Below are 21,540 nucleotides of genomic sequence, written 5' to 3'. Positions count from 1 at the left end.
GCGCTGACCACCTGCTGACCGGGGCCGCCACACAGTGGTGGCCCCGCTCGGCGAACGGACGGGCTGTGAGCGGACGGCCGGGGTGGAGCTCCAGGCACGGGCGCAGCCCGGGCCCCTGCTTTCAGCCCGTCCGGCGTCTGAGGACCGGGCCCGGGGCAGAGCCGGGGGCCGGCGACGGCGCGGACCGGTATCCGTACTGCGCCCCGAGGGGGATCAGCGGCGGCGGGCGGTGACCGTCTTCTCCACTGCGAACAGTTCTTCCTCCACGTGGTCCAGCGCCAGCCGCAGCGCTCCCGTGGCCACCGCCGCCTCGCCCAGCAGGGACTGCGCCACGCGCGGCGGGCGCAGACAGTACCGCTCCAGTTCCCGGCGGAGGGGATCCAGTACCCCGTCCAGCCCGGCCGCCCAGCCGCCGACCACGACCAGCTCCGGATCCATCGCCAGGACCAGGGCGGCCACGTCGTGGACCAGTCGCTGGATGAACCGCTCCACCGCTGCCACCGACCCCGCGTCCCCGCGCTTGGCCATCGCGAAGACCTCCGCCACCGCTCGCTCGTCCAGCGGGTGCAGCGGTTCGCCGGTGGTCGAGAGTAGCTTCTCGGGTGTGACCTCGCGCCCCAGCAGGTGCAGTGCGCCGATCTCCCCGGCCGCCCCGCCGAACCCGCGGTGCAGCCGGCCCCCGATCAGGGAGCCCGCTCCGGGGCTGAGCCCGGCCATCACGAAGACCATGTCGTCGGTGTCGGTCGCGGCGCCCTTCCAGTGCTCGGCGACGGCCGCGGCGTTGGCGTCGTTCTCCACCTGTACCGGGCAGCGGAACGAACGCCGGAGCCGTTCCCCCAGCGGCAGGCCGGTCCAGCCGGGCAGGGCCGTGCCGAGGCGGACGGTGCCGTCGGCCTCCACGATCCCGGGGCTGCCCACGCCGACCGCCCGCAGGGAGTCCCGCGGTACCCCGGCACGGCGCAGCAGGTCCGCCACCGCACCGCGGACCCGTTCGAGCCGTTCGTCGGCGGAGGCCGTCTCGGCGACCTCCTTGGTGCCGGCGCCGATCACCCGGCCGTCCAGCCCGGACAGCAGCACCGCGATCCGGTGCGCGCCGATCTCCACGCCGAGCAGGTGCCCCGCCTCCGCGCGGAAACGGAACCGTCTGGCCGGGCGCCCCTGGCGCCGCGCACCCTCCTCGGCGCCCGCCTCGACGACCAGACCCGTCCCGATGAGCCCTTCGACGACCCCCTCGACAGTGGGCCGCGAGAGTCCGGTGACCCGGGTGAGGTCAGTGAGCGTCGGCGCTTCGGCCGCGCGCAGGGCCCGCAGCACCACGGCGGAGTTGATCCGCCGCAGCAGAGAGGGGTCCCCGCCGGTCAGCTGCCCCAACGTGTGTCCTCCCAGCTAGCGAGCTTGTCAGCCGGATCGTACTGCGCACCGGGCGCGGCGGCGAGAAGCAGCCCCCCATCGGCCGGAATCCGATGTTCCCCTCGTGGGCCGGTCACGCGGGAGCGACGAACCCGGACTCGTACGCGGTGATCACGGCCTGGGTCCGGTCCCGCGCCCCCAGCTTCGCCAGAATCGCGCTGACGTGGGACTTCACCGTCTCCGTGCCGACGATCAGCTCGCGGGCGATCTCGATGTTGGTCAGCCCCTTCGCCATCAGGCGGAGTACGGCCTCCTCGCGCTCGGTCAGAGCCGCCCGCTCCAGTACCGTCCGCGCAGAGCGGTTCCCGTACTCGGCGGCCAGTGAGCGGACCGCCGCGGGAAAGAGCAGCGTCTCGCCCTCCGCCACAAGGCGGACCGCGTGCACGATCTCCGACGGGCGGGCCCGCTTCAACAGGAAGCCGTCCGCGCCGGCCCGCAGCGCCTGGTAGACGTACTCGTCGTTCTCGAAGGTGGTGACCACGAGGATCTTCGGCGGCGAGTCCACGCTCCGCAGGACCGCCCGGGTCGCCTCGATCCCGTCGAGCAGCGGCATCCGCACGTCCATCGCCACCACATCGGGGCGCAGTTGCCGCACGAGCGGGACCACCGCGGCGCCGTCGGCGGCCTCGCCGATCACCTCGATGTCGGGCTGGGCGTCCAGGACGGCGCGCAGACCCGCGCGCACCAGGGGTTCGTCGTCGACGAGCAGTACGGTAACCGGCATCCGGTCAGCGTATTCGCTCCAGCGGCAGCCGCGTACGCACCCTCCAACCCCCCTTGTGCAGCCCGGTCTCGGTCTCCCCGCCGAGCAGCGCGGCCCGCTCCCGCATCCCGCGCAGTCCGGTGCCGCCGCCGGTCATGACGGAAGGCCGGTCCGGCAGTGGATTGGTCACCTCCAGGTCCAGCCGGTCGGCGACCATGCCGACCCGCACCCGTACCGGTACGGGACCGCAGTGCCGCAGCACATTGGTCAGCGCTTCCTGCAGGATCCGGTACCCCTCCTGGCTCACCGCGTCGGGCAACTGGTCGAGCGGGCCGATCAGCTGCGCATCGACGGTGGCTCCGGAGGCGCGCGCCGACTCGAACAGCCGGTCGGCCTCCGCCAGGGTCGGCCGCTGGGAGGGACGCTGACCGGACTCGCGCAGGACGCGCAGCACCCGGTCCAGGTCCTCCAGTGCGGCCCGGCCCGTCTCCTCGATCGCACTCAGCGCGCGGTCCGTGAACTCCGGATCGCCCGCCGCCCGCGCGGCCCCCGCCTGGACGACGGCCACGGTCAGGGCGTGGCCGATGGAGTCGTGCAGCTCCCGCGCGATGCGGGTGCGCTCCAACAGCTGCTCGGTGCGCACCTCCAGGGCGGTGAGCCGCTCCGCGGCCGAGGGCCCCAGGAGCCGGCGGGCGATGGCCGTGATCATGTCGCCGAGCAGGATCACGAGGACGATCAACAGGACCAGGGGCAGCGGAGCCAGGCCCCAGGCCGCCCAAGCCGGGAGGCCGGCAGGCACCAGCCGGTCGTCGGCGATCGCCCCGCCGAGGCCGGTCCTGACCAGCTGGACCGTCAGTACGGGCAGCCACACCGTGACGAACATGGCGACCAGCCCGACGAGGAGCCGTATTTCCAGCCACAGCAGGGTCCGCCACCGGTCGCTCCACCGCTTGGAGGCGACGGTGCTGAAACTCTGCTCCTCGGCCTCGCGGTCGCCCTGTCCGGTGCGCTCGTGCGGAGCGAGGAGGAACTGCGCCTGGAGTCCCTCGGCCAGGCGCATCCAAGGCAGCAGCCCCATCGGTATCACCAGCAGCATCGGCACCCACGGAGCCTCGGGATCTATGAACATCCACATGGCCAGCATCAGCATGGGCACGCACAGATGCACCCAGCGCGAGTAGGTCACTGGGCGCAGCGCGGCGCGGAACAGTCGGTGCATCCCCTCATCGTCGCAGTTCGGGGCGGTGCGGATCCTCCCCCACGTGGGGGAGAAGGAACCCTCGCATGGGGGAGGAAGAGGGGTGGGGCCGGCGGCGAACCTTGAGACATGAACAGCATCGAGATCCGAGAACTGACCAAGGAATTCGGCCGGACCCGGGCCGTGGACCACCTCACCTTCGATGTCATGCCCGGCCGCGTCACCGGCTTCCTCGGGCCCAACGGGGCCGGGAAGTCGACCACGATGAGGCTGCTGCTGGGCCTGGACCGGATCACCTCCGGGACGGCCACCGTCGGCGGCCGGCGGTTCACCGAACTTTCCGATCCCCTCCACCAGGTCGGGGCCCTGCTGGACGCGCACTCGGCGCACGGCGGCCGTACGGCCCTCGACCACCTACGCTTCCTCGCCGCGGCCAACCGCATCCCGATGAGCCGGGTGGAGGCGGTCCTGGAGCAGTCCGGAATAGCCTCGGCCGCCAAGCGGCGGATCAAGACCTTCTCCCTGGGCATGCGCCAGCGCCTGGGCATAGCGGCCGCGCTGCTCGGCGACCCCGAAGTGCTGCTCCTGGACGAGCCCACCAACGGCCTCGATCCCGAGGGCATCATCTGGATCCGCGAGCTCATGCGCGGCCTGGCCGCCGAGGGGCGCACGGTCCTCGTCTCCAGCCACCTGATGACCGAGACCGCCGCCCTCGCCGACCACCTGATCGTGCTCGGGCAGGGCAGGCTGCTGGCCGACACCTCCATAGAGGAGTTCATCGACGCCCGCAGCACCCCGAGGGTGCGGCTTCGCACCACGGACCCCGTGCGGCTCCGGGCCACGCTGGCCCGGGACGACTTCGAACTGGTCACCGCCGAGGGCGGGCGGTGGACCGTGGACGGCATGCAGGCCGAGCAGCTCGGCGTCATCGCGGCCCGCGAAGGCATCCCGATGCTGGAACTCATCGACGAGCGGGCCTCCCTGGAGCAGGCCTACCTCGATCTCACCGCGGACAGCGCCCAGTTCGCCGCCACCCTCTGACCCGTCCCTTCCAAGGAGGCCTCCCCATGAGCACCGCTCTGCCCACCGTCCCCGTCCTGCACTCGGAATGGATCAAGATACGGTCCCTGCGCGGCACCTGCGGGGCGCTGATAGCCGTCTTCGCCGCCACGGTGGGCATCCAGGTACTGACGGCCTCCCTGATCGGCACGGCAGAGGAAGGCAGCATGGGAGAAGACCCTCTCCTCGCAGCCTTCTACGGCCTCAACTTCGGTCAGATCGCCGCCTTCGCCTTCGGTGCGACCGCGCTTTCCTCCGAGTTCCACAACGGCGCCTTGCGGACGTCGCTGGCCGCGGTGCCGAACCGTACGCGTCTCTACCTGTCGAAGATGGCCATGGTGGGAGGACTCGCCTTCCTGGTCGGGCAGCTCACCGCAGTGGCCACGTTCGTCGGCGGGCAGGCGTTCATGGGTCCGTACACCCTCGAACTGGGCAGCCCCGGTACCTACCGTGCGATCTTCGGCTGCGGTGTGTACCTCGCTCTGATGGCCCTGTTGTCGGCCGGACTGACGGCGGTGCTGCGCAGTGCTTCGGCCGTCCTGAGCCTGCTCATACCCTTCGTGCTGATCCTGTCGTTCGTTCTCGGCCAGGCATCCGAAGGCGTCGCCGGGTACCTGCCGGACCGTGCCGGCCAGATGATGATGCGGCTGGACACCTCGGTGGGCCTCGCCCCCTGGGCCGGTCTCGGGGTACTTGCCCTGTGGACGCTGGTCGCGGTGACCGGCGGATGGCTGTCGGTGCGGCGGCGGGACGCCTGACATCGGACAGGCTGTCCGGCCCCGGGAAGCGGGTGGTCCGGGCAGCGCGCACCGACTCGAGCGACCGGCTCCGGGGTGGATGGCTCCCCGCCGAGCCGGTCCGTTCGGGCAGCCACGGAGGACCCGGCCGCTCGGCGGGGTCAGTGGTCGGCGAGGAGGCCGGGAAGGTCGCGCATGTCGTCGAAGACGACGGTGCCGGGGCCTTCGAGCTGCTCGGCGGGGGTCAGCCCGCCGGCGTAGCCGAAGGCCCGCATTCCGGCGGCGCGGGCCGCCTGGACGCCGGGCCGGCTGTCCTCGACGACCGCGCAAGCGGCGGGATCCACGCCCATCCGCCGGGCGGCGTACAGGAACAGGTCCGGGGCCGGCTTGCCGCGGGAGACCTCGGTGGCGCTGTGGATGCGCCCCGCGAACCGCTCGTAGAGGCCGGTGCGGCCGAGGGTGTGCCGCATCTTCTCGTGCGAGCCGCTGGAAGCGACACACGTCGGCAGGGCGATCGCGTCGAGGGCCTCCGGCAGCCCCTCGACTGGGGACAACCCGCGGTCCACCGCCTCCCGGTGACGATCCTCGAACAGGTCCCACCAGAGGGCGGCCGTCCGCGGACCGAGCCGTTCGGTGATCTGTTCGCGGATGGAGACGGAGGAGCGCCCGATGAACCGCTCGACGACCTCGGCCTCGGTGAGGGGCCAGCCGAGCTCCGCTCCGAGGGCCACTTGCACGCGGGCGGCTATCCGCTCGCTGTCGACGAGAACCCCGTCGCAGTCGAATATCACGAGCTCTACCGGCTTGATGATCATCACCGGAGAGTAGACGCCCCACCGGACCCGGAGCGAGGGTGTTCTACAGTCCGGCGTCGGCCGGCCCCAGGTGCCCGGCGGCCTCGCGGAGGCGGGCGTACTCCTGGGCCATGGAGGCGGCGGTCCAGTGGGCGTTGAGGCCGCTGGGGTTGGGGAGAGCCCAGATGCGGGTGGCACCGATGGTGCGCTCCTGAGGGCCGATCTGGGCCTTTCGCTCACCGAACGGCTACGGCCTCGGCGCTGACGGTGATGCCTGCGCTCCCCGGTCCCGCCGGTACGCGCCGCGGGGCGGTGTCAACGGACACGGGGCGTGACCCCTCGCGCCGTTCGTCGTTCATCGGGCATGACCGCACGCAGCACGGCCGCAGCATTCACTCTCGCCGCAGTTGGCATCCTTACTGCCCTCACCACGCCCGCCAGCGCAGCACCTGGGGACGAGCCGGAAATCAAGGACATCCAAGCAGCCACGCCCAGCTCTGCTTACGTTCAGGACGCCCGCGGCGTGATCGCACGCGACCCGTATGGCCTGTGCTGGCACACGGGCTACTGGACCCCGGCGGACTCGGTTCCCGGCTGTGACGGCGAGATTGTGCAGTAGCGAGACCCCCGCCCCGCAGAGCCCTCACCCCACAGGGTGGGGGCATTCGTGGTTTCTGGGCAGGTCAGGCGGCCAGGCATACCGAATGCATCACATGCAGGTTGCTGCGGCTTGCGAACGGATACCGCCTCGGCACTGACGGTGACTTTCGCGCCACCGTGTCGATTACCGGTCGTTCCGCTGAGACTCCTGGTCCGGTGGCATTCCGTCCTGCGACGCTCTGACCAGGGCGGCAGGGTGCCGACCAGTAGGGAGACAGGCGCATGTCCGACGAGCAAGTAACCCTTGAGACTGCCGAGGGCGCCGCTATTGACGGCATCCAGCAAATCCCGGCACAGGTCACCGTGACCGAGTCGCCCACCGTTGCCGTAGCTCGTGAACGGCTCGTAGAGGCCATCGGCCGCGAAGCGGTGTTCCTCGCCGACCACCGAGCCGGACAGGCATCCGAAGGGCTCGAAGCCCTTGCCCGTTCCTTCGCGCTGGTGACCGGCAGCACCGCCGCCCTCGTTGGTAACAGAGCAGACAGCGTCACGGCAGGAACCGGCCGAGTGTCCAGTTTTGCAGACTGGGCCGCTAGCGCCTGACGACACAGCCAGTAGCCCCAGCGCCGTTCCCGCCCTGGTACATGCGCCGATACTGTGCCGGGGCGGAGCTATGTCCGGGACAGCGTGCACACCTACACCGCACCCCTTCCGCTCCGTACAGGCCTGGTTAGGACCGGTGCGGGGCGGTGTCTATGTGTCGGGCGTGACCCCGACGGATAGAAGATCGTTGGCAGCGCATGAACAACACCAAGCGCGTACTTGTTGCCGTTGCCCTCGCCGGGGCTGCCTTGTCGATGGCGGGCGCTGCCCAGGCGGCAGACGACGGGAACCGGTGGGCCCTCGGGCTCGACCAGCGGACGACCGAACTCCTCGGCGGCGATGGGCACTCCGCGTATCACGCCCCGGTCGTAGACGAGGAGGGGACAGTGATCCACTCCCTTTCCCCCTCTGCCTAGCCGCTAGAACGGCGGACCAGCGGCTCCGAAGTCCTCGCGAGTCTTGAGCCGATGGCACGGACGGCAGAGCGGTTGAACGTTCCCGTCCGTGTCCGTCCCACTGAGCGCGAAGCCCTCACCGACATGGTGAGGGCTTTCGCATGTCCGCAGGTCAGGCAGCCAGCATCACATGCAGGTTGCTACGGCTTGCGAAGGCGGTGCGGTAGGCGGTGACTCCGACCACGGCCAGCCACTGGGGGCGCAGGAGTTCCACCTTGACCGTCCAGGGAGTGGCCCTCAGCGATGTCACCCCCGCTGCACTGCTGCACTTCACCCACGAGAACCGGAAGGCTCGCTGCATCTTGCAACCGGGCAGCCAGGCGTCCAACCGGCTGATCGGGCGTGGCGTCTGGAACGTCCTGCACGCCATGGGGCACTTCCCTCCGTCCACGCCCGAGTCGATGAGGGCCGCCCTGCTACGCGGGCAGCGCAGCATCGAGGAACTCGTAGACCAGTACGAGATCTCCAACCAATCCGTGCGCGGTCTGCTCATCGAGTACTTCACCCGTTGCAAGGCCGACACCGACTACTCCACCCTCAAGGACCTCATCTGCAAGCTCACCCGCCACTTCTGGAAGAACATCGAGACGATCAACCCGGACCAGGCGGACCTGCGGATCTCGCCCGAGGACTACACGACCTGGCGCCAGATGATCACCGTCAAGGACGACGGCAAGCCCCGCGTCGGCCAGGACAGCATCGTCATCGCGCTGCGCAGTGAGGGGCACCGCAGAAAACGGACTGTGCTTGCGCGAGAAACTTACGCTGCGAGCTGTATCTTCTCGTATTCGCGGTGAACCTCTTGCGGGGTCTTGTACCCAAGTCCCGAGTGCAGGCGTCTACGGTTGTAGAAGACTTCTATGTACCGCACTATCGCCTTGCGTGCGTGTTCCCGGGACGGGAAGGTAGTGCGATACACGAGTTCGTTCTTCAGGGCTCCGAAAAAAGACTCGGCCATGGCGTTGTCCCAGCAGACTCCGGTCTTGCCGACCGAGGGCCGCATTTGCATCCTTTGAAGTTTCGTTCGGAACTCTTGTGAAGTGTACTGGCTTCCTCTGTCAGAGTGAAATATGCATCCATCAGCGAGCTTGATATTGCCCGCTGCCATGTCGACGGCGTCCGAGATGAGGGATGTCTTCATGTGGTTCGCCATGGACCAGCCGACAACGGCCTTGGTGTGGCAGTCAATCACCGTCGCCAGGTAGAGGAAGCCGTCCCAGGTGTGGATGTATGTGATGTCTCCCACCAGTTTCTGTCCGGGAGCGGCGGCCGTGAAGTCGCGTCCGAGGAAGTCCCGGAGTGCCGGCTGATCATTGTCTGACACGGTCGTGATCCGCCAGGGCCTTGGCTGGCAGGGGACCAGGTCCAGGTCCCGCATCAGGAGACGCACCAGCTCGGGCCCTGCCTCGACGCCCTTGCGGCCGAGGGCGGCGTGAACTCGGCGGTATCCGTAGGTGCCATCGGATTCGTCGAAGACATGACGAATGATGAGCTTCAGTTTTTCACGCCGCTCGAAAGTGGGCGAAGCCGGTCGCATTTTCCAGGAGTAGAAACCAGAGGTGGAAACGTCAAGCCAGGTGCACATGCCCGTGATCGGGAAATTGTCCTTCTCGCCGTCGATGAACTCATACTTCTCGGTCACCGATGGTCGCGGGCAAAGAAGGCTGCCGCTTTTTTTAGGAAGTCCCGTTCGGTGGTGACCTCCTGCAATTTCTTCTCCAACTCGCGGACACGCTCGTCCGCGGCGATGGAATCTGCCATCGGTTCGCCTGCGAGGTGCCGCTTCCGGTACTGGGCGACCCAACGACTCAACGAGCTCTCGGTGACACCGAACTCCTTGGCGACATCCGCGTGGGGGCGTGATTTGTCGAGTACTTCCCGCACTACTCGCTCTTTGAGTTCTGCCGAGTACGGGGTCGTGCGCTTTGCCACTTACCTATCCTTTGGTCAAGGTAAGTATCTCTTGCATGGCGGGAGTCCGCGAACTTCGGGGCACCTCACATTGCGCTGCTGATCATCGCTCCCTCGAAGACGGACCGCGAACGGGTCATCCCGATGTCAGCCGAGCTGTTCCACGTCATCGCCTCAGTCGTCCGACGTCACACCCGCAGTGGCCGCACGTTTCCACTGGTCAGCCGGTTCGACTACCACGACAAGGTGTGGAGTGCCCCGATGCCGTTTCTCTTTCAGCGGCAGAACGGCACCACCCCGATGGTCTTCAGCAGCGCGACCTTCCAGGTCATGCTCGGCAGGCTCTGCGAACAGCTCGCCGAGACGCATCACGAGTTCCGTGGGCTCAAGTTCACGCCGCACGACTTCCGCAGGATCTTCGCCACGGAACTCGTCAACAGCGGCCTGCCGATCCACATCGGCGCTGCCCTGCTGGGTCACCTCAACATCCAGACCACGCGTGGTGACGTCGCGGTCTTCGACGAGGACGTCGTCCGCCACTACCAGGAACACCTACAGAACCGCCGCCAGATCCGACCCGACGGCGAGTACCGCCGGTCGAGCCGACGGCAACAAGCGCGAGTCAGGACAGCCAATCCATGCCGTCACGGTGATCGCCAAGTCCCACGATCGTGAACTCGTCATCGGTTCCGCCTGTCCTGATGCCGAGCTCGCGGAGTGCCTGGCAGACAGGCGTTCCTGCGGCCGGGGCCGCTTCACCTTCGACCAGGTGGAGCGGCCCCAGGGCCATGCTCCCATCGCGCCAGACAGCGGAGTTCTCTTCCCCGACGCCTCCGAAGTATTCGGATTCGACATAGGCCACGGGTCCGGCCTTCGACCACTCGGCCAGCAACTTGTCGAATCCTGCTGGGAGATTCCAGAAACCGGTACGCCGGATCTTGGACTCACCTGCGAACTCGGTCAGCAGGGCGTCAGTCATCGGCATGAGCGCCAGCCCATGACGAAGGTCCACGACCCGGGCGCCGGGCAAGTTCACCGTCGCGGCGGCCAGCAACCCACCGGCCGCGATCACTGCCTTCAGGTCGTAGCTCAACTCATTCCCCTCCACATGACACTGCTGCGCCGATCGTCGCACCGCTATTGGCGGAGGCCCGTCGGCGCTCGCGGCCAACCACCCCGTCCCCCAAGGGAGTCCGATTGCCCAATTACATACCCACCCTCACTCGATCGGGTGAAGTGCAGAGAAGGAGGACCGGCCAGAAGCGGTTGCCGGGGCGGGCGAAGTGGTGGCCCGTCGCGGCGGAGAGGAGGCCCGGGTTGATGCCGCAGAAGAGGACACGAAGACCGCCCGCGACCACGTCCGGGAGGACGCGGTCGCGGGCGGCGTGCAGCTCTTCGGGGGTCAGAGGATCGACCCGGGGGCGTAGCCCGCGGCCTCGGGGTGCTCCTTGGTGATCTCCTCGATGCGCGCGACCACCACGGCGACCTGGTCGCCCGCCGCGCCGGTGAAGGACAGCTTGTCGGCCATCAGGGCGTCCAGCTGGGCCCGGTCCAGCGGCATGCGCTCGTCGGCGGCCAGCTTGTCCAGCAGCTCGTTGCGCTCGGCGCCCTGCTCGCGCATGGCGAGGGCGGAGGCCACCGCGTGCTCCTTGATGACCTCGTGGGCCGACTCGCGGCCCACCCCGGCCCGCACGGCGCCCATCAAGACCTTGGTGGTGGCGAGGAAGGGGAGGTAGCGGTCCAGCTCGCGGGCCACGACGGCGGGGAAGGCGCCGAACTCGTCGAGGACCGTCAGGAAGGTCTCCATCAGGCCGTCGAGGGCGAAGAACGCGTCGGGCAGCGCGACCCGGCGGACCACGGAGCAGGAGACGTCGCCCTCGTTCCACTGGTCGCCGGCCAGCTCGCCGGTCATCGACGCGTAGCCGCGCAGGATGACCATCAGGCCGTTCACGCGCTCGCAGGAGCGGGTGTTCATCTTGTGCGGCATCGCGGAGGAGCCGACCTGGCCGGGCTTGAAGCCCTCGGTCACCAGCTCGTGGCCGGCCATCAGGCGGATCGTCTTGGCGATGGAGGAGGGTGCCGCGGCCAGCTGGACCAGGGCCGTGACCACGTCGTAGTCGAGCGAGCGCGGGTAGACCTGGCCGACCGAGGTGAAGGCCTGGCCGAAGCCGAGGTGGGCCGCGATCCGCTGCTCCAGGTCGGCCAGCTTCGCGGCGTCGCCGCCCAGCAGGTCGAGCATGTCCTGCGAAGTGCCGACCGGGCCCTTGATGCCGCGCAGCGGGTAGCGGGTCAGCAGGTCGTCCAGACGTCCGTACGCGACCAGCAGCTCGTCGGCGGCGGTGGCGAAGCGCTTGCCCAGGGTGGTCGCCTGAGCGGCGACGTTGTGGGAGCGGCCGGCCATGACCAGCTCGGCGTGCTCGCCGGCCAGCTTGCCGAGGCGGGCGAGGACGGCGACCGTGCGGTCCCGGGCCAGTTCCAGCGAGAGCCGGATCTGGAGCTGCTCGACGTTCTCGGTGAGGTCGCGGGAGGTCATGCCCTTGTGGACGTGCTCGTGGCCGGCGAGGGCGTTGAACTCCTCGATGCGGGCCTTCACGTCGTGCCGGGTGATCTTCTCGCGCTCGGCGATGGAGGCGAGGTCGACGGTCTCCAGGACGCGCTCGTAGTCGGCGAGGGCCTCGTCGGGGACCTCGATGCCGAGATCCTTCTGGGCGCGGAGCACGGCGAGCCACAGCCGCCGCTCCAGCGTCACCTTGTACTCGGGGGACCACAGGACGGCGAGCTCCGCGGAGGCGTAGCGGCCGGCCAGGACATTGGGGATGCGGGGCTTGGCAGTCACGTGGAGGGATTCTACTTGGGCCTCGGCTGTGCGTTTACGCAGGTAGGGGACCCCGCTGGGATTGTGCCTTGCTACGAGAGCGCGCGGGGGCGGACGAGGGGAGCGCGCGGGGCCCGCCGGCTACACGAGTCGGTCGAGCGGCGGAGCCTCGTGCGGCAGCAGTTCCGGGCGCTTGGCGGGCCGGCCGTCGCCGCTGGAGCGGCCCGTCAGACGGCGGCCGACCCAGGGGAGCAGGTGCTGCCGGGCGAAGCTGAGGTCCTGCGAGCGGCGCGCGGCCCAGCCCGGAGGCGCGGTGGGCGGCAGTTCCGCGCTCCAGTCCGCCTCGGGCGGCAGGCCCAGGGTCTGCCAGACCGCCTCCGCGACCCTGCGGTGGCCTTCGGCCGTCAGGTGCAGCCGGTCCACGTCCCACATCCGCGGATCGCCGAGCGCGGAGGACCCGTACAGGTCGACCACGAGGGCGCCGTGCCGTGCGGCGAGCTCCTCGATGATGACGAAGAGCTCCTCCATGCGCGGACGGAAACGTTCCATCACGGGGCCGTTGCGGCCCGGCGAGCGCATCAGGACCAGTGTCCCGCAGGAGGGCGCCAGCAAGCCGACGGCCTCCTCCAGGTGCCCGCGCACCCGGCCCATGTCCACCTTGGGGCGCAGGGTGTCGTTCAGCCCGCCGACCAGGGTCACCACGTCGGCGCCCATCTCGGCGGCCGCGGGCGCCTGCTCCCCGGCGATCTGCCCGATCAGCTTGCCGCGGACCGCGAGGTTCGCGTAGCGGAAGCCCGGCTCGCGGGCGGCGAGGCGGTCGGCGAGCAGATCGGCCCAGCCCCGGTAGGAGCCGTCGGGGAGCAGGTCCGACATGCCCTCGGTGAAGGAGTCGCCGACCGCGACGAAACTGGTGTAACGCGCATTCATCTCCATGGCGGGAGCGATGCTACCGCGCGGTACGCCCGAGCCGCACGAGGGGCCCGGGACGCGCCCGCGGGACCGGCGCAGCGCTTGCCACGCGCCGGCCGCGCCGCGCGTCGCGCTACGCCGAAGCGGGCCGGCCGAACAGCTCGCGCAGCACGTCCTCCATCGTGACCAGCCCCGTCATGACCCCGTCCGGTGCGAGCACCGCCGCCAGGTGCGTACGGCTGCGCCGCATCGCGGTCAGCACGTCGTCCAGCGGGGTCTCCGCCCGGACCTGCGCGATCGGCCGCAGTGCGGTGACCGGGAAGGGCTCGTCCCGCTCCGCCGCGTCCAGCGCGTCCTTGACGTGCAGGTACCCCAGGATCCGGCCCTGTGCGTCGATCATCGGGAACCGGGAGTACCCCGACGCGGCCGACAATCGCTCCAGTCCGGCCGGCGTGATGCCCTCGCGCGCCGGAACCACCCGGTCCGCCGACAGCACCACGTCGGTCACCGGCCGCCGGCCCAGTTCCAGGGCGTCGTGCAGCCGCTCGCTCGCGCGGTCGTCAATGAGTCCCGCGTCGCTGGAGTCCTTGACGATCCGGGCCAGCTCGTCGTCCGAGAAGGTGGCCCCGACCTCGCCCTTGACCTCCACGCGCAACAGGCGCAGCAGGGCGTTGGCGAAGGCGTTGATCGCGAAGATCACCGGCTTCAGCCCCCGGGTGAGGGTCACCAGCGGCGGGCCCAGCAGGAGGGCGGTCCGCACCGGCTCGGCCAGTGCCACGTTCTTCGGCAGCATCTCGCCGAAGAGCATGTGCAGGTACGTGGCCAGGGCCAGCGCCACCACGAAGGAGATCGCGTGGGTCAGCCCCGACGGCACCCCGAAGAAGTCGAACGCCGGGGTCAGCAGGTGGGCGATGGCCGGCTCGGCCACCACGCCCAGCACCAGGGTGCACAGCGTGATGCCCAGCTGGGCCGCCGCCATGAGCGCCGACACGTGCTCCAGGCCCCACAGCACGGCGCGCGCCCTGCGGTCGCCCTGCTCGGCGTACGGCTCGATCTGGCTGCGCCGCACGGAGATCATGGCGAATTCCGCGCCGACGAAGAAGGCGTTGACGACCAGGGTCGCCAGGCCGATCAGCAACTGGACGGCGGTCATCGGGTCTCCTCCACGCCATCACCGGGGGCCGGTTCGGCCGGCACGTGCAACAGCACCCGCGCGGCCCGCCGCCCACTCGCGTCCACCACGTCCAGCCGCCAGCCGTCGAGCTCCAGGCTGTCGCCGACCAGCGGGATCCGCCCCAGCTCGGTCGCTATCAGACCGGCCAGCGTCTCGTACGGGCCGTCCGGCACGCGCAGCCCGATCCGCTGGAGCTGGTCGGTGCGCGCGGAGCCGTCCGCGGAGAACAGGGCGCGCCCGGAGGCGTCCTTCCCGGCCGGGGCCAGGTCGGGGGTCTCGTGCGGGTCGTGCTCGTCGCGGACCTCGCCGACGACCTCCTCGACGATGTCCTCCAGCGTGGCCACACCGGCCGTGCCGCCGTACTCGTCGATGACCACGGCCATCGTCTGCTTCCCGGACAGCCGGTCCAGCAGCCGGTCCACGGTCAGCGATTCCGGTACGAGGAGGGGTTCGCGCAGCAGCGAGGACACGGGGTGGTGGTGGCGCTCCTCGGCGGGCAGTGCCAGTACGTCCTTGATGTGGACGGTGCCGACGACGCTGTCGAGGTTGCCCCGGTAGACGGGGAAGCGCGACAGCCCGGTGGCCAGCGTCGCGTTCGCCACGTCCTCGGCGGTGGTCTGCAGCTCCAGGGCGGTGACCTGGACCCGCGGGGTCATGACGTTCTCCGCGGTCAGGTCGGCGAGGTTCAAGGTCCGCATGAACAGTTCGGCGGTGTCCTTCTCCAGGGCGCCCGCCTTCGCGGAGTGCCGGGCCAGGGCCGCCAGCTCCTGCGGGGTGCGCGCCGAGGCGAGCTCTTCGGCGGGCTCCATGCCGAACCGGCGGACCATGTGGTTCGCCGTGGTGTTCAGATGGCTGATCAGGGGCCTGAAGGCGCGGCTGAAGACCCGCTGCGGGGTGGCGACCCGCTTGGCGACGGCCAGCGGAGAGGAGATCGCCCAGTTCTTGGGGACGAGCTCGCCCACGACCATCAGGACGACGGTCGACAGCACGGTGCCGAGGACCAGGGCGGTGGAGGACGCCGCTCCGGCGGACAGGCCCATGGCCTCGAAGGGGCCCTTGAGGAGGGCGGCGATCGAGGGCTTCGAGATCATGCCGATGACCAGGCCGGTCACCGTGATGCCGAGCTGGGCGCCGGAGAGCTGGAACGTCAGGCTGCGGACCGCGGTCAGGGCGCTCTCGGCGCCGCGCTCGCCGCGCTCGACGGCCCGTTCCAGTTCGCTGCGCTCGATGGTGGTCAGCGAGAACTCGGCCGCGACGAAGACTCCGCAGGCAAGGCAGAGCAGCAGCGCCACGACGAGCAGGAGCACTTCGGTCATCGGTCCTTCACCTCCGTCCCATGATCAGCCAGGAGGAGGGGTGTCGCGCGCTGTCGCGGACGGGAGGGGAGGGGACTGGGAGGCTCGCCCATGGACGGACGCTCACACCTTTCGATCGAGGGGAGGAGAGGACAGCTGAGTACATGGTAAAGGAAAGGCAAAGTGGCCGTGATGTCGATGCCGTCATGTAGATGCGGTGGTGAAGCCGGGATGCCGTGAGGGGGCCGTATGTGAACGATCTTCGCATCGAACCCGCGTCGGCGTCCGGGAGATGGGCGCGGGTGCGCACACCGGTACGTCTCGGTGGGCGGAAGTCGGTGGCGGGCCACCGGCCGGTCGTGCTTGGCTCCCGGCCATGACCGATCTGCACATACGGGCCGCGGTGCCGGCCGATGCCGAGACCGTGCTCGCCTTCTGGAAGGAAGCGGCGGAGGGCACGTCGATCACGGACGACGCGGCCGGAGTGACCCGGCTCGTCACCCGCGATCCCGAGGCGCTGATCCTCGCGGAATGCGACGGGGTCCTGGTCGGATCCGTGATAGCCGGCTGGGACGGCTGGCGGGCGTCCCTGTACCGGCTCGCCGTACTGCCGTCCCGTCGTCGCCAGGGGATCGCCACGGCGCTCCTGGAGGCGGCCGAACGGCGTTTCGTCGCCGTCGGGGGCCGCCGCGGTGACGCGATGGTCCTCGAATCGAACGAGCGCGCGCAGCGGGCGTGGGCCGCCGCCGGCTACCACCGCGAGGATCGCTCGCGGCGCTGGGTCAAGCCGCTGGTAGAGACGGCGTGACGACGCCCCGCACCGGCCCCCGTTCCCGCCGCCGCCCCCGCGCAGGCGCCCTTGCCCCGCCCCTGCTCCTCGCCGCCGGAGCGATCGCGCTGACCGGCTGCGGTACGAGGACCACGGGCGCCGGGGGTGCGCAGGAGCCCCCGGCGCCGTCCGTGGCTCCCTCCGTGGACTACGCGGCGCAGGCGGCCGCCGCGGTCGCGCGCCACGACAAGCTGTTCCCCGCGATCGCGGCGCGGTGCGCGGACGTGGGGACGGGCGGTGCGAGCCCCGGGGCCACGGCGCGAGAGCTGCCGACGGATCCCGAGGCACGCAAGTACGCGGAGAACCACGCCTTCAAGCAGCAGGCGCAGCTCACCCCCGGCGCCCGGTGCCGGGGTGACGCGCACGCCGCGCGGATCAAGGCGGCGGTGATGAACGGCACCGGCGGGCAGAGCGCGCCGCACACGGCCGAGGAGCTCCGTGCGGTCCTGACCGGGCTGGGGTACGGATTCGACAGCGGGGGCGTCTACGGATCCGGGGCGGTGAACGTCTCGTTCGTCCTGTCGGTCCCCGAGAGCGGCCCGTGCGTGACGGGGCGGCTGGGCCCGCCGGTGGCCGTCCAGGCCCACGGGATGTACGTCGAGGGCGGTTGCCTGGAGCCCCGCGGAGGCCACTGACGACAGGCTTCCCCCAGGGGCCGAAGCCGCCGGCTCACGTCGTGTCGGCATCGGCCCCCGCGCTGTGCCGGGTCAGGGCGAGGACCCCGGCGCAGATCAGGGAGAGGCCCAGCAGCTGCGGCAGCAACCACCAGTGGGTCCGCAGGTGTTCCTCGTACAGCAGTACTCCCAGCGCGACGCTCACGCCCGCGTCGCCGAGCGTCAGCGCGGGCTGCGAGGCGACCAGCGGGCCGCCCTGCATGGCGTGTTCGAGGAGCAGCAGGGCGCAGATGCCGGTCGCCGCGAAGGCGTAGGTCTCCCAGGTGCGCAGGAAGGCGCCGAGGCCGCCCCCGTCGAGCACGTGCATGGCCGACTTCATCAGCGCGGCGGTCAGCGCGTAGCAGACGGCGGTGGCCGCGCCGAGGCAGCCGGCCCGCATCCGGCCGGGCCGCCTTCGCAGGCCGGCCACGGCGAGCACCGCCACCGCCACGGCGCACACGGCCAGGGCCGTGACCCACCGGTCGACCGGCACATCGGTACGGTTCCCCGTCGGTGCGGCGGCCACCAGCACGATCCCGAGCCCGGCCACCACTCCTCCCACGGCGAGCCACAACGGCCCCGGCATCCGGGTCCGCGTCACCAGGGAGGCGATCAGGAGGGCGAGCGGCAGCTCGAGGACGAACAGGGGCTGTACGAGGGCCAGCGCGCCCGTGGCCAGCGCCACGGCCTGCCCGGCGCCGGCCGCGATCACGGCCAGGATGCCGCCGATCCAGAGCGGCTGCCGCAGCAGGTCGAGCACCAGCCCGAAGCGGAATCCGTCGCTCTGCGGCACGGTGAGCGCCGCCCGACGCTGGAGCACGGTCGCGAGCGCGTTGCTGAGCGCCGCGAACAGCGCGAAGAGGACCGGCACGAGGAACCCCACCCCCAGATCCTCATCCGCCCCGCCGCGACTGCCCACCACGACACCGCCGGGTGGCCGCGCGGCACCGCCCGTTCCCCCGTCCGGCCTCACGGACCGGCGGGGGGCGAGGCGCCGGACGGAGCCCCGCCCGGGGCGGTCTGCCGCGGAGGCGGGGTCAGGGCGGTCTGCCGGCGGAGGCGGGGTCAGCCGGCGGGCGCCGACCAGGTGCCGTGGAGGGGGGCGGCGAGCCATGCGGGCGCCGAGGTGCGGAACGCGGCCGGGGGGAGGGTGCCCGCCCCGGCCGGGACCGCGCCCAGGAGGGGGAGCGCGGAGACCGAGGGCAGGTCGGCCAGGTTGCAGCGGGACGCCAGGTCCGGTTCGGCCGGCCAGCTGCCGATGACCACGCCGGGGGAGGCCAGGCCCCGGGCCCGGAGGGCTTCGGCCGTCAGGGCGGTGGAGTTGAGCGTGCCGAGGCCCGCCGGAGCCACGATCAGCACCGGAGCGCCGAGCAGGCGGGCCGCGTCCGCCAGGGTGTGGCCGGCCTCGTCGAAGCGGACCAGGAGGCCGCCCGCGCCCTCGACCAGGACCAGGTCGTGGGAGAGGGCGAGCTCGCGGGCCGCCTCCGCGATCCGCTCCGGGGACACCGTCGGGAGACCCGCGCGCCGGGCCGCCGTGTCCGGGGCCAACGGCTCCGGGTAGCGGGCCAGCTCCACCGTGGTGACGGCGGGGCCGGCCAGCCGGCCGACCTCCGCCGCGTCTCCGGGCTCGTCCGGGCCGACGCCGGTCTGGGCCGGCTTCAGTACGGCCACCGAGAGACCCGCGGCGAGCGCGGCCGCCGCGACGGCCGAGGTGACGACCGTCTTGCCGATCTCGGTCCCCGTCCCCGAGACCATCAGCACCGCCACGTCAGGCCTCCTTCGCGGCCGAGACCACGGCCCGGCAGATGCGGGCCACGTCGGCGTCGCTCGTCACGTACGGCGGCATCGTGTAGATCAGGTCCCGGAACGGGCGCAGCCAGACGCCCTCCCGGACCGCCGCCGCCGTCGTGCGGGCCATGTCGACCGGGTGGTCCAGCTGGATGACGCCGATCGCGCCCAGGACCCGTACCTCCCTGACGCCCGGCAGGCCGGCGGCGGGGGCCAGGCCCTCCAGCAGGGCCGCCTCGATGCGCTTGACCTCGCCCTGCCAGTCCTGTTCGAGCAGCAAGTCGATGGAGGCCAGGGCCACCGCGGTGGCCAGCGGGTTGCCCATGAAGGTCGGCCCGTGGGCCAGGACCGGGACCTCGCCGCGCGAGATCCCGTCCGCGACCCGCTCCGTGCAGAGCGTCGCGGACAGGGTGAGGTATCCGCCGGTCAGCGCCTTGCCCAGGCACATCACGTCCGGGGTGATCCCGGCGTGGTCCGCCGCGAACAGCGCGCCCGTGCGGCCGAAGCCCGTGGCGATCTCGTCCAGGATCAGCAGCACGTCGAACTCGTCGCACAGTTCCCGCAGCACCCGGAGGTAGCCCGGGTTGTGGAAGCGCATGCCGCCCGCGCCCTGGACCACCGGCTCCACGATCACGGCCGCCAGTTCGTCCCGGTGCGCGGCGAACAGGGAGCGCAGGTGGGCGACGTAGGACTCGTCCAGAGGAGCGGAGAAGCCGCTCGGCGGGGCATCCGCGAAGAGCTGGCGCGGGAGGATGCCCGACCACAGCTCGTGCATGCCGCCCTCGGGATCGCAGACGGCCATCGGCTGCCAGGTGTCCCCGTGGTAGCCGCCGCGCCAGGTGAGCAGGCGGCTCTTCTCGGGGCGCCCCACCGAACGCCAGTACTGGAGGCACATCTTCACCGCGACCTCGACCGAGACCGAACCCGAGTCGGCGAGGAAGACGTGCTCCAGGCCGGCCGGGGTGAGCTCGACGAGCTTCGCGGCCAGCCGGACGGCGGGCTCGTGGGTGAGCCCGCCGAACATCACGTGCGACATCCGGCCGAGCTGGCCCGTGACGGCCTCGTTCAGCACCGGGTGGTTGTAGCCGTGGATCGCCGACCACCAGGAGGACATGCCGTCGACCAGCTCGTCCTGCCCCTGCGACGGTTCGGCCAGCCGGAGGCGGACCCCCGAGGCGGAGGCGATGACGAGCGGCTCCTGCCGCCCGGGCATCGGGCCGTACGGGTGCCAGACGTGCTGCCGGTCCAGCGCGAGCAGTTCGCCGGCCGGCAGTGCGTCGGGCGCGGAGCGCTGATCAGGCATTGGGCGCGAGATCCGTTCCCGCACCGCGGCGGCGTACCGCCACCAGACCCGACCGGACCTCGCCCGCCTCCGCCTGGGCCGGTACGGGGACCTCGTGCCCGGCGTGCCCCGAGCAGCCGCCGCACGCCGAACCGCAGCCGGCCTCGTCCGCCGTGGCGGAGGAGCCGCAGACCGAGGCGCCGGAGTGCGAGGCGCCGGAGTCCGAGGAGCCGCAGCCCCCGGAGGCCGCCGCGACCTCGGAGCGGTGCGCGGGAAGGGTGGACGTACCGGCGCCCTCCACCTCGAAACCGGCGTCCGCGATCATGTCGAGGTCGGCCTGGCCGGCCTGGCCCTCACTGGTCAGGTAGTCGCCGAGGAAGATCGAGTTGACCAGGTGCAGGGCGAGGGGCTGCATGCTGCGCAGGTGCACCTCGCGCCCGCCCGCGAGGCGGACCTCGACGTCGGGGCAGACGAAGCGGACCATGGCCAGGATCCGCAGGGCGCGCTGCGGGGTGAGGTTCCACTCCTTGGCCAGCGGGGTGCCCTCGAAGGGGATCAGGAAGTTGACCGGCACCGAGTCCGGGTCCAGCTCGCGCAGCGAGTAGACGACGTCGACGAGGTCCTCGTCGCTCTCGCCCATGCCCGCGATCAGGCCCGAGCAGGCCGACAGGCCGGCGGCGTGCGCCTTCTGCACGGTGTCGACCCGGTCCGCGTAGGTGTGGGTCTTGGTGATCTGGCCGTACGTGGCCTCGGACGTATTGAGGTTGTGGTTGTAGGCATCGGCGCCCGCATCCTTCAGGCGCTCGGCCTGGCCGTTCGACAGCAGACCGAGGCAGGCGCACACCTCGACGCCCTCGTTCTGCTCCTTGATGGCTTCGATCGTCTTGCCCACGCGGTCCACGTCGCGGTCCGTCGGACCGCGCCCGCTCGCCACCAGGCACACCCGCTTCGCCCCGCCGGCGACGCCCGCGGCCGCTGCCTGGGAGGCCTCTTCGGGCTTCAGCCACGTGTACTTGAGGATCTCGGCCTTCGATCCCAGCCGCTGGGAGCAGTACGAGCAGTCCTCGGGGCAGAGCCCCGACTTCAGGTTGACCAGGTAGTTCAGCTTGACCCGGCGTCCGAACCACTGTCGGCGCACCTTGCCGGCCGCGGCCACCACGTCGAGCAGTTCGTCGTCAGAGGTCGCCAGCACGGCGAGTGCCTCTTCGCGGGTCGGCAGCTCACGCCGCAGCCCCTTGTCCACGAGGGTATTCAGCAGGTCCATGATGCCGATCCTGTCCCACCCGGCCACTCCCGGCCAAGGAGAGATCGAACAACATGGCCGG

General features: G+C 70.9%; 23 protein-coding genes and 3 pseudogenes. 8 read left to right on the top strand and 18 right to left on the bottom strand.

Annotated elements, in window-relative coordinates; translation table 11 throughout:
* Positions 1–213: 213 nt before the first annotated feature.
* The 3 genes from AC3IYI_RS05835 to AC3IYI_RS05825 all read right to left on the bottom strand — a co-directional run bounded on the left by AC3IYI_RS05835 (position 214) and on the right by AC3IYI_RS05825 (position 3,332).
* Positions 214–1,371 (bottom strand): ROK family transcriptional regulator, encoded by a 1,158-nt coding sequence (locus tag AC3IYI_RS05835; RefSeq protein ID WP_489409184.1) that lies wholly within the window; start codon positions 1,369–1,371, stop codon positions 214–216.
* Positions 1,372–1,483: 112 nt separating this feature from the next.
* Positions 1,484–2,134, bottom strand: coding sequence for a response regulator (locus tag AC3IYI_RS05830; RefSeq protein ID WP_243339633.1), 651 nt, complete (start codon positions 2,132–2,134; stop codon positions 1,484–1,486).
* A gap of 4 nt (positions 2,135–2,138) precedes the next feature.
* The gene (locus tag AC3IYI_RS05825) at positions 2,139–3,332 is read right to left on the bottom strand and encodes a sensor histidine kinase (protein ID WP_489409183.1); all 1,194 of its coding nucleotides are present in this window, start codon (positions 3,330–3,332) and stop codon (positions 2,139–2,141) included.
* 108 nt (positions 3,333–3,440) lie between these two features.
* On the opposite strand from AC3IYI_RS05825, the gene AC3IYI_RS05820 reads away from it, so the two are divergent.
* Positions 3,441–4,352, top strand: a complete 912-nt coding sequence (locus tag AC3IYI_RS05820; RefSeq protein WP_489409182.1) for an ABC transporter ATP-binding protein — start codon at positions 3,441–3,443, stop codon at positions 4,350–4,352.
* 26 nt (positions 4,353–4,378) lie between these two features.
* A complete protein-coding gene (locus AC3IYI_RS05815) occupies positions 4,379–5,128 on the top strand; it encodes an ABC transporter permease (RefSeq protein ID WP_489409181.1) in 750 nt (249 codons plus the stop codon).
* Between the two features lie 140 nt (positions 5,129–5,268).
* On the opposite strand, the gene AC3IYI_RS05810 is transcribed toward AC3IYI_RS05815, so the two are convergent.
* Both AC3IYI_RS05810 and AC3IYI_RS05805 read right to left on the bottom strand, forming a co-directional pair.
* Positions 5,269–5,919: an HAD family hydrolase gene (locus tag AC3IYI_RS05810; RefSeq protein WP_489411902.1), complete on the bottom strand. Its 651-nt coding sequence runs from the start codon at positions 5,917–5,919 to the stop codon at positions 5,269–5,271.
* 46 nt (positions 5,920–5,965) lie between these two features.
* Positions 5,966–6,145 (bottom strand): annotated as a pseudogene (locus tag AC3IYI_RS05805) (mismatch-specific DNA-glycosylase); the annotation flags it as partial.
* A 638-nt stretch (positions 6,146–6,783) separates the two neighbouring features.
* Here AC3IYI_RS05805 and AC3IYI_RS05800 point away from each other — a divergent pair.
* On the top strand, positions 6,784–7,104 hold the full coding sequence (locus AC3IYI_RS05800; RefSeq protein ID WP_489409180.1) for a hypothetical protein: 321 nt from the start codon (positions 6,784–6,786) through the stop codon (positions 7,102–7,104).
* A gap of 197 nt (positions 7,105–7,301) precedes the next feature.
* Positions 7,302–7,520 (top strand): hypothetical protein, encoded by a 219-nt coding sequence (locus tag AC3IYI_RS05795; protein WP_489409179.1) that lies wholly within the window; start codon positions 7,302–7,304, stop codon positions 7,518–7,520.
* 3 nt (positions 7,521–7,523) lie between these two features.
* Here the strand turns inward: AC3IYI_RS05795 and AC3IYI_RS05790 are convergent, their stop codons facing one another.
* Positions 7,524–7,670, bottom strand: a complete 147-nt coding sequence (locus AC3IYI_RS05790) for an HNH endonuclease (protein WP_489411901.1) — start codon at positions 7,668–7,670, stop codon at positions 7,524–7,526.
* Between the two features lie 31 nt (positions 7,671–7,701).
* Positions 7,702–7,782: pseudogene (locus AC3IYI_RS05785) on the bottom strand (mismatch-specific DNA-glycosylase); the annotation flags it as partial.
* Here AC3IYI_RS05785 and AC3IYI_RS05780 point away from each other — a divergent pair.
* The gene (locus tag AC3IYI_RS05780; protein WP_489411918.1) at positions 7,775–8,356 is read left to right on the top strand and encodes a hypothetical protein; all 582 of its coding nucleotides are present in this window, start codon (positions 7,775–7,777) and stop codon (positions 8,354–8,356) included. The pseudogene AC3IYI_RS05785 and the gene AC3IYI_RS05780 overlap by 8 nt on opposite strands.
* On the opposite strand, the gene AC3IYI_RS05775 is transcribed toward AC3IYI_RS05780, so the two are convergent.
* Positions 8,320–9,491, bottom strand: a protein-coding gene (locus tag AC3IYI_RS05775; protein WP_489408176.1) for an IS3 family transposase whose coding sequence is annotated in 2 segments (ribosomal slippage) — positions 8,320–9,239 and positions 9,239–9,491 — 1,173 coding nt in all. Because the reading frame shifts where the segments join, the coding sequence is not laid out codon by codon here. The genes AC3IYI_RS05780 and AC3IYI_RS05775 overlap by 37 nt on opposite strands.
* 123 nt (positions 9,492–9,614) lie before the next feature.
* Here AC3IYI_RS05775 and AC3IYI_RS05770 point away from each other — a divergent pair.
* Positions 9,615–10,145 (top strand): tyrosine-type recombinase/integrase, encoded by a 531-nt coding sequence (locus tag AC3IYI_RS05770; protein ID WP_489409178.1) that lies wholly within the window; start codon positions 9,615–9,617, stop codon positions 10,143–10,145.
* Here AC3IYI_RS05770 and AC3IYI_RS05765 read toward each other — a convergent pair.
* From AC3IYI_RS05765 to AC3IYI_RS05740, 6 genes and pseudogenes are all read right to left on the bottom strand, one after another.
* A complete protein-coding gene (locus tag AC3IYI_RS05765) occupies positions 10,093–10,563 on the bottom strand; it encodes a hypothetical protein (protein ID WP_489409177.1) in 471 nt (156 codons plus the stop codon). The two genes, AC3IYI_RS05770 and AC3IYI_RS05765, sit on opposite strands and share 53 nt — an antisense overlap.
* Before the next feature lie 154 nt (positions 10,564–10,717).
* A pseudogene (locus AC3IYI_RS05760) lies at positions 10,718–10,876 on the bottom strand (uracil-DNA glycosylase family protein); the annotation flags it as partial.
* Positions 10,873–12,306, bottom strand: coding sequence for an adenylosuccinate lyase (gene purB, locus AC3IYI_RS05755; protein ID WP_489409176.1), 1,434 nt, complete (start codon positions 12,304–12,306; stop codon positions 10,873–10,875). The gene purB and the pseudogene AC3IYI_RS05760, both read right to left, overlap by 4 nt.
* 120 nt (positions 12,307–12,426) lie before the next feature.
* Entirely contained in the window at positions 12,427–13,218 is a 792-nt protein-coding gene (locus AC3IYI_RS05750) for an SGNH/GDSL hydrolase family protein (RefSeq protein ID WP_489409175.1), read from the bottom strand.
* Positions 13,219–13,327: 109 nt separating this feature from the next.
* Positions 13,328–14,347, bottom strand: a complete 1,020-nt coding sequence (locus tag AC3IYI_RS05745; protein WP_489409174.1) for a hemolysin family protein — start codon at positions 14,345–14,347, stop codon at positions 13,328–13,330.
* Positions 14,344–15,684, bottom strand: a complete 1,341-nt coding sequence (locus tag AC3IYI_RS05740) for a hemolysin family protein (protein WP_489409173.1) — start codon at positions 15,682–15,684, stop codon at positions 14,344–14,346. Before AC3IYI_RS05740 ends, AC3IYI_RS05745 begins: the two co-directional genes overlap by 4 nt.
* 355 nt (positions 15,685–16,039) lie before the next feature.
* On the opposite strand from AC3IYI_RS05740, the gene AC3IYI_RS05735 reads away from it, so the two are divergent.
* Together AC3IYI_RS05735 and AC3IYI_RS05730 are read left to right on the top strand one after the other, a co-directional pair.
* The gene (locus tag AC3IYI_RS05735; protein WP_489409172.1) at positions 16,040–16,471 is read left to right on the top strand and encodes a GNAT family N-acetyltransferase; all 432 of its coding nucleotides are present in this window, start codon (positions 16,040–16,042) and stop codon (positions 16,469–16,471) included.
* On the top strand, positions 16,468–17,127 hold the full coding sequence (locus AC3IYI_RS05730) for a hypothetical protein (protein ID WP_489409171.1): 660 nt from the start codon (positions 16,468–16,470) through the stop codon (positions 17,125–17,127). The genes AC3IYI_RS05735 and AC3IYI_RS05730 overlap by 4 nt, the downstream gene beginning before the upstream one ends.
* A gap of 34 nt (positions 17,128–17,161) precedes the next feature.
* On the opposite strand, the gene AC3IYI_RS05725 is transcribed toward AC3IYI_RS05730, so the two are convergent.
* The 4 genes from AC3IYI_RS05725 to bioB form a co-directional block, all read right to left on the bottom strand.
* Entirely contained in the window at positions 17,162–18,028 is an 867-nt protein-coding gene (locus AC3IYI_RS05725) for a DMT family transporter (protein WP_489409170.1), read from the bottom strand.
* Positions 18,029–18,210: 182 nt separating this feature from the next.
* Positions 18,211–18,900: a dethiobiotin synthase gene (gene bioD, locus AC3IYI_RS05720; RefSeq protein ID WP_489411900.1), complete on the bottom strand. Its 690-nt coding sequence runs from the start codon at positions 18,898–18,900 to the stop codon at positions 18,211–18,213.
* A gap of 13 nt (positions 18,901–18,913) precedes the next feature.
* Positions 18,914–20,236 carry an adenosylmethionine--8-amino-7-oxononanoate transaminase gene (locus tag AC3IYI_RS05715; protein ID WP_489409169.1) on the bottom strand — a complete coding sequence of 441 codons (1,323 nt, stop codon included), beginning with the start codon at positions 20,234–20,236 and terminating at the stop codon, positions 18,914–18,916.
* Complete coding sequence (gene bioB / locus AC3IYI_RS05710) at positions 20,229–21,479, bottom strand: biotin synthase BioB (RefSeq protein WP_489409168.1); 1,251 nt, start codon at positions 21,477–21,479, stop codon at positions 20,229–20,231. Before bioB ends, AC3IYI_RS05715 begins: the two co-directional genes overlap by 8 nt.
* Between the last annotated feature and the right edge of the window lie 61 nt (positions 21,480–21,540).

The sequence above is a fragment of the Streptomyces sp. GL_148 genome, from assembly GCF_057834205.1.
The sequence above is the reverse complement of the archived record's forward strand: the minus strand, read 5'-3'. Positions and strand labels throughout refer to the sequence as shown.

What these genes read in the sequence shown, in the direction of transcription:
- AC3IYI_RS05735 (WP_489409172.1), top strand. Translation starts at nt 16,040, where the DNA reads ATGACCGATCTGCACATACGGGCCGCGGTGCCGGCCGATGCCGAGACC.
- AC3IYI_RS05745 (WP_489409174.1), bottom strand. Translation starts at nt 14,347, where the DNA reads ATGACCGCCGTCCAGTTGCTGATCGGCCTGGCGACCCTGGTCGTCAAC.
- AC3IYI_RS05815 (WP_489409181.1), top strand. Translation starts at nt 4,379, where the DNA reads ATGAGCACCGCTCTGCCCACCGTCCCCGTCCTGCACTCGGAATGGATC.
- bioB (WP_489409168.1), bottom strand. Translation starts at nt 21,479, where the DNA reads ATGGACCTGCTGAATACCCTCGTGGACAAGGGGCTGCGGCGTGAGCTG.
- AC3IYI_RS05830 (WP_243339633.1), bottom strand. Translation starts at nt 2,134, where the DNA reads ATGCCGGTTACCGTACTGCTCGTCGACGACGAACCCCTGGTGCGCGCG.
- bioD (WP_489411900.1), bottom strand. Translation starts at nt 18,900, where the DNA reads ATGGTCTCGGGGACGGGGACCGAGATCGGCAAGACGGTCGTCACCTCG.
- AC3IYI_RS05770 (WP_489409178.1), top strand. Translation starts at nt 9,615, where the DNA reads ATGTCAGCCGAGCTGTTCCACGTCATCGCCTCAGTCGTCCGACGTCAC.
- AC3IYI_RS05795 (WP_489409179.1), top strand. Translation starts at nt 7,302, where the DNA reads ATGAACAACACCAAGCGCGTACTTGTTGCCGTTGCCCTCGCCGGGGCT.
- AC3IYI_RS05715 (WP_489409169.1), bottom strand. Translation starts at nt 20,236, where the DNA reads ATGCCTGATCAGCGCTCCGCGCCCGACGCACTGCCGGCCGGCGAACTG.
- AC3IYI_RS05740 (WP_489409173.1), bottom strand. Translation starts at nt 15,684, where the DNA reads ATGACCGAAGTGCTCCTGCTCGTCGTGGCGCTGCTGCTCTGCCTTGCC.
- AC3IYI_RS05820 (WP_489409182.1), top strand. Translation starts at nt 3,441, where the DNA reads ATGAACAGCATCGAGATCCGAGAACTGACCAAGGAATTCGGCCGGACC.
- AC3IYI_RS05750 (WP_489409175.1), bottom strand. Translation starts at nt 13,218, where the DNA reads ATGGAGATGAATGCGCGTTACACCAGTTTCGTCGCGGTCGGCGACTCC.
- AC3IYI_RS05800 (WP_489409180.1), top strand. Translation starts at nt 6,784, where the DNA reads ATGTCCGACGAGCAAGTAACCCTTGAGACTGCCGAGGGCGCCGCTATT.
- AC3IYI_RS05825 (WP_489409183.1), bottom strand. Translation starts at nt 3,332, where the DNA reads ATGCACCGACTGTTCCGCGCCGCGCTGCGCCCAGTGACCTACTCGCGC.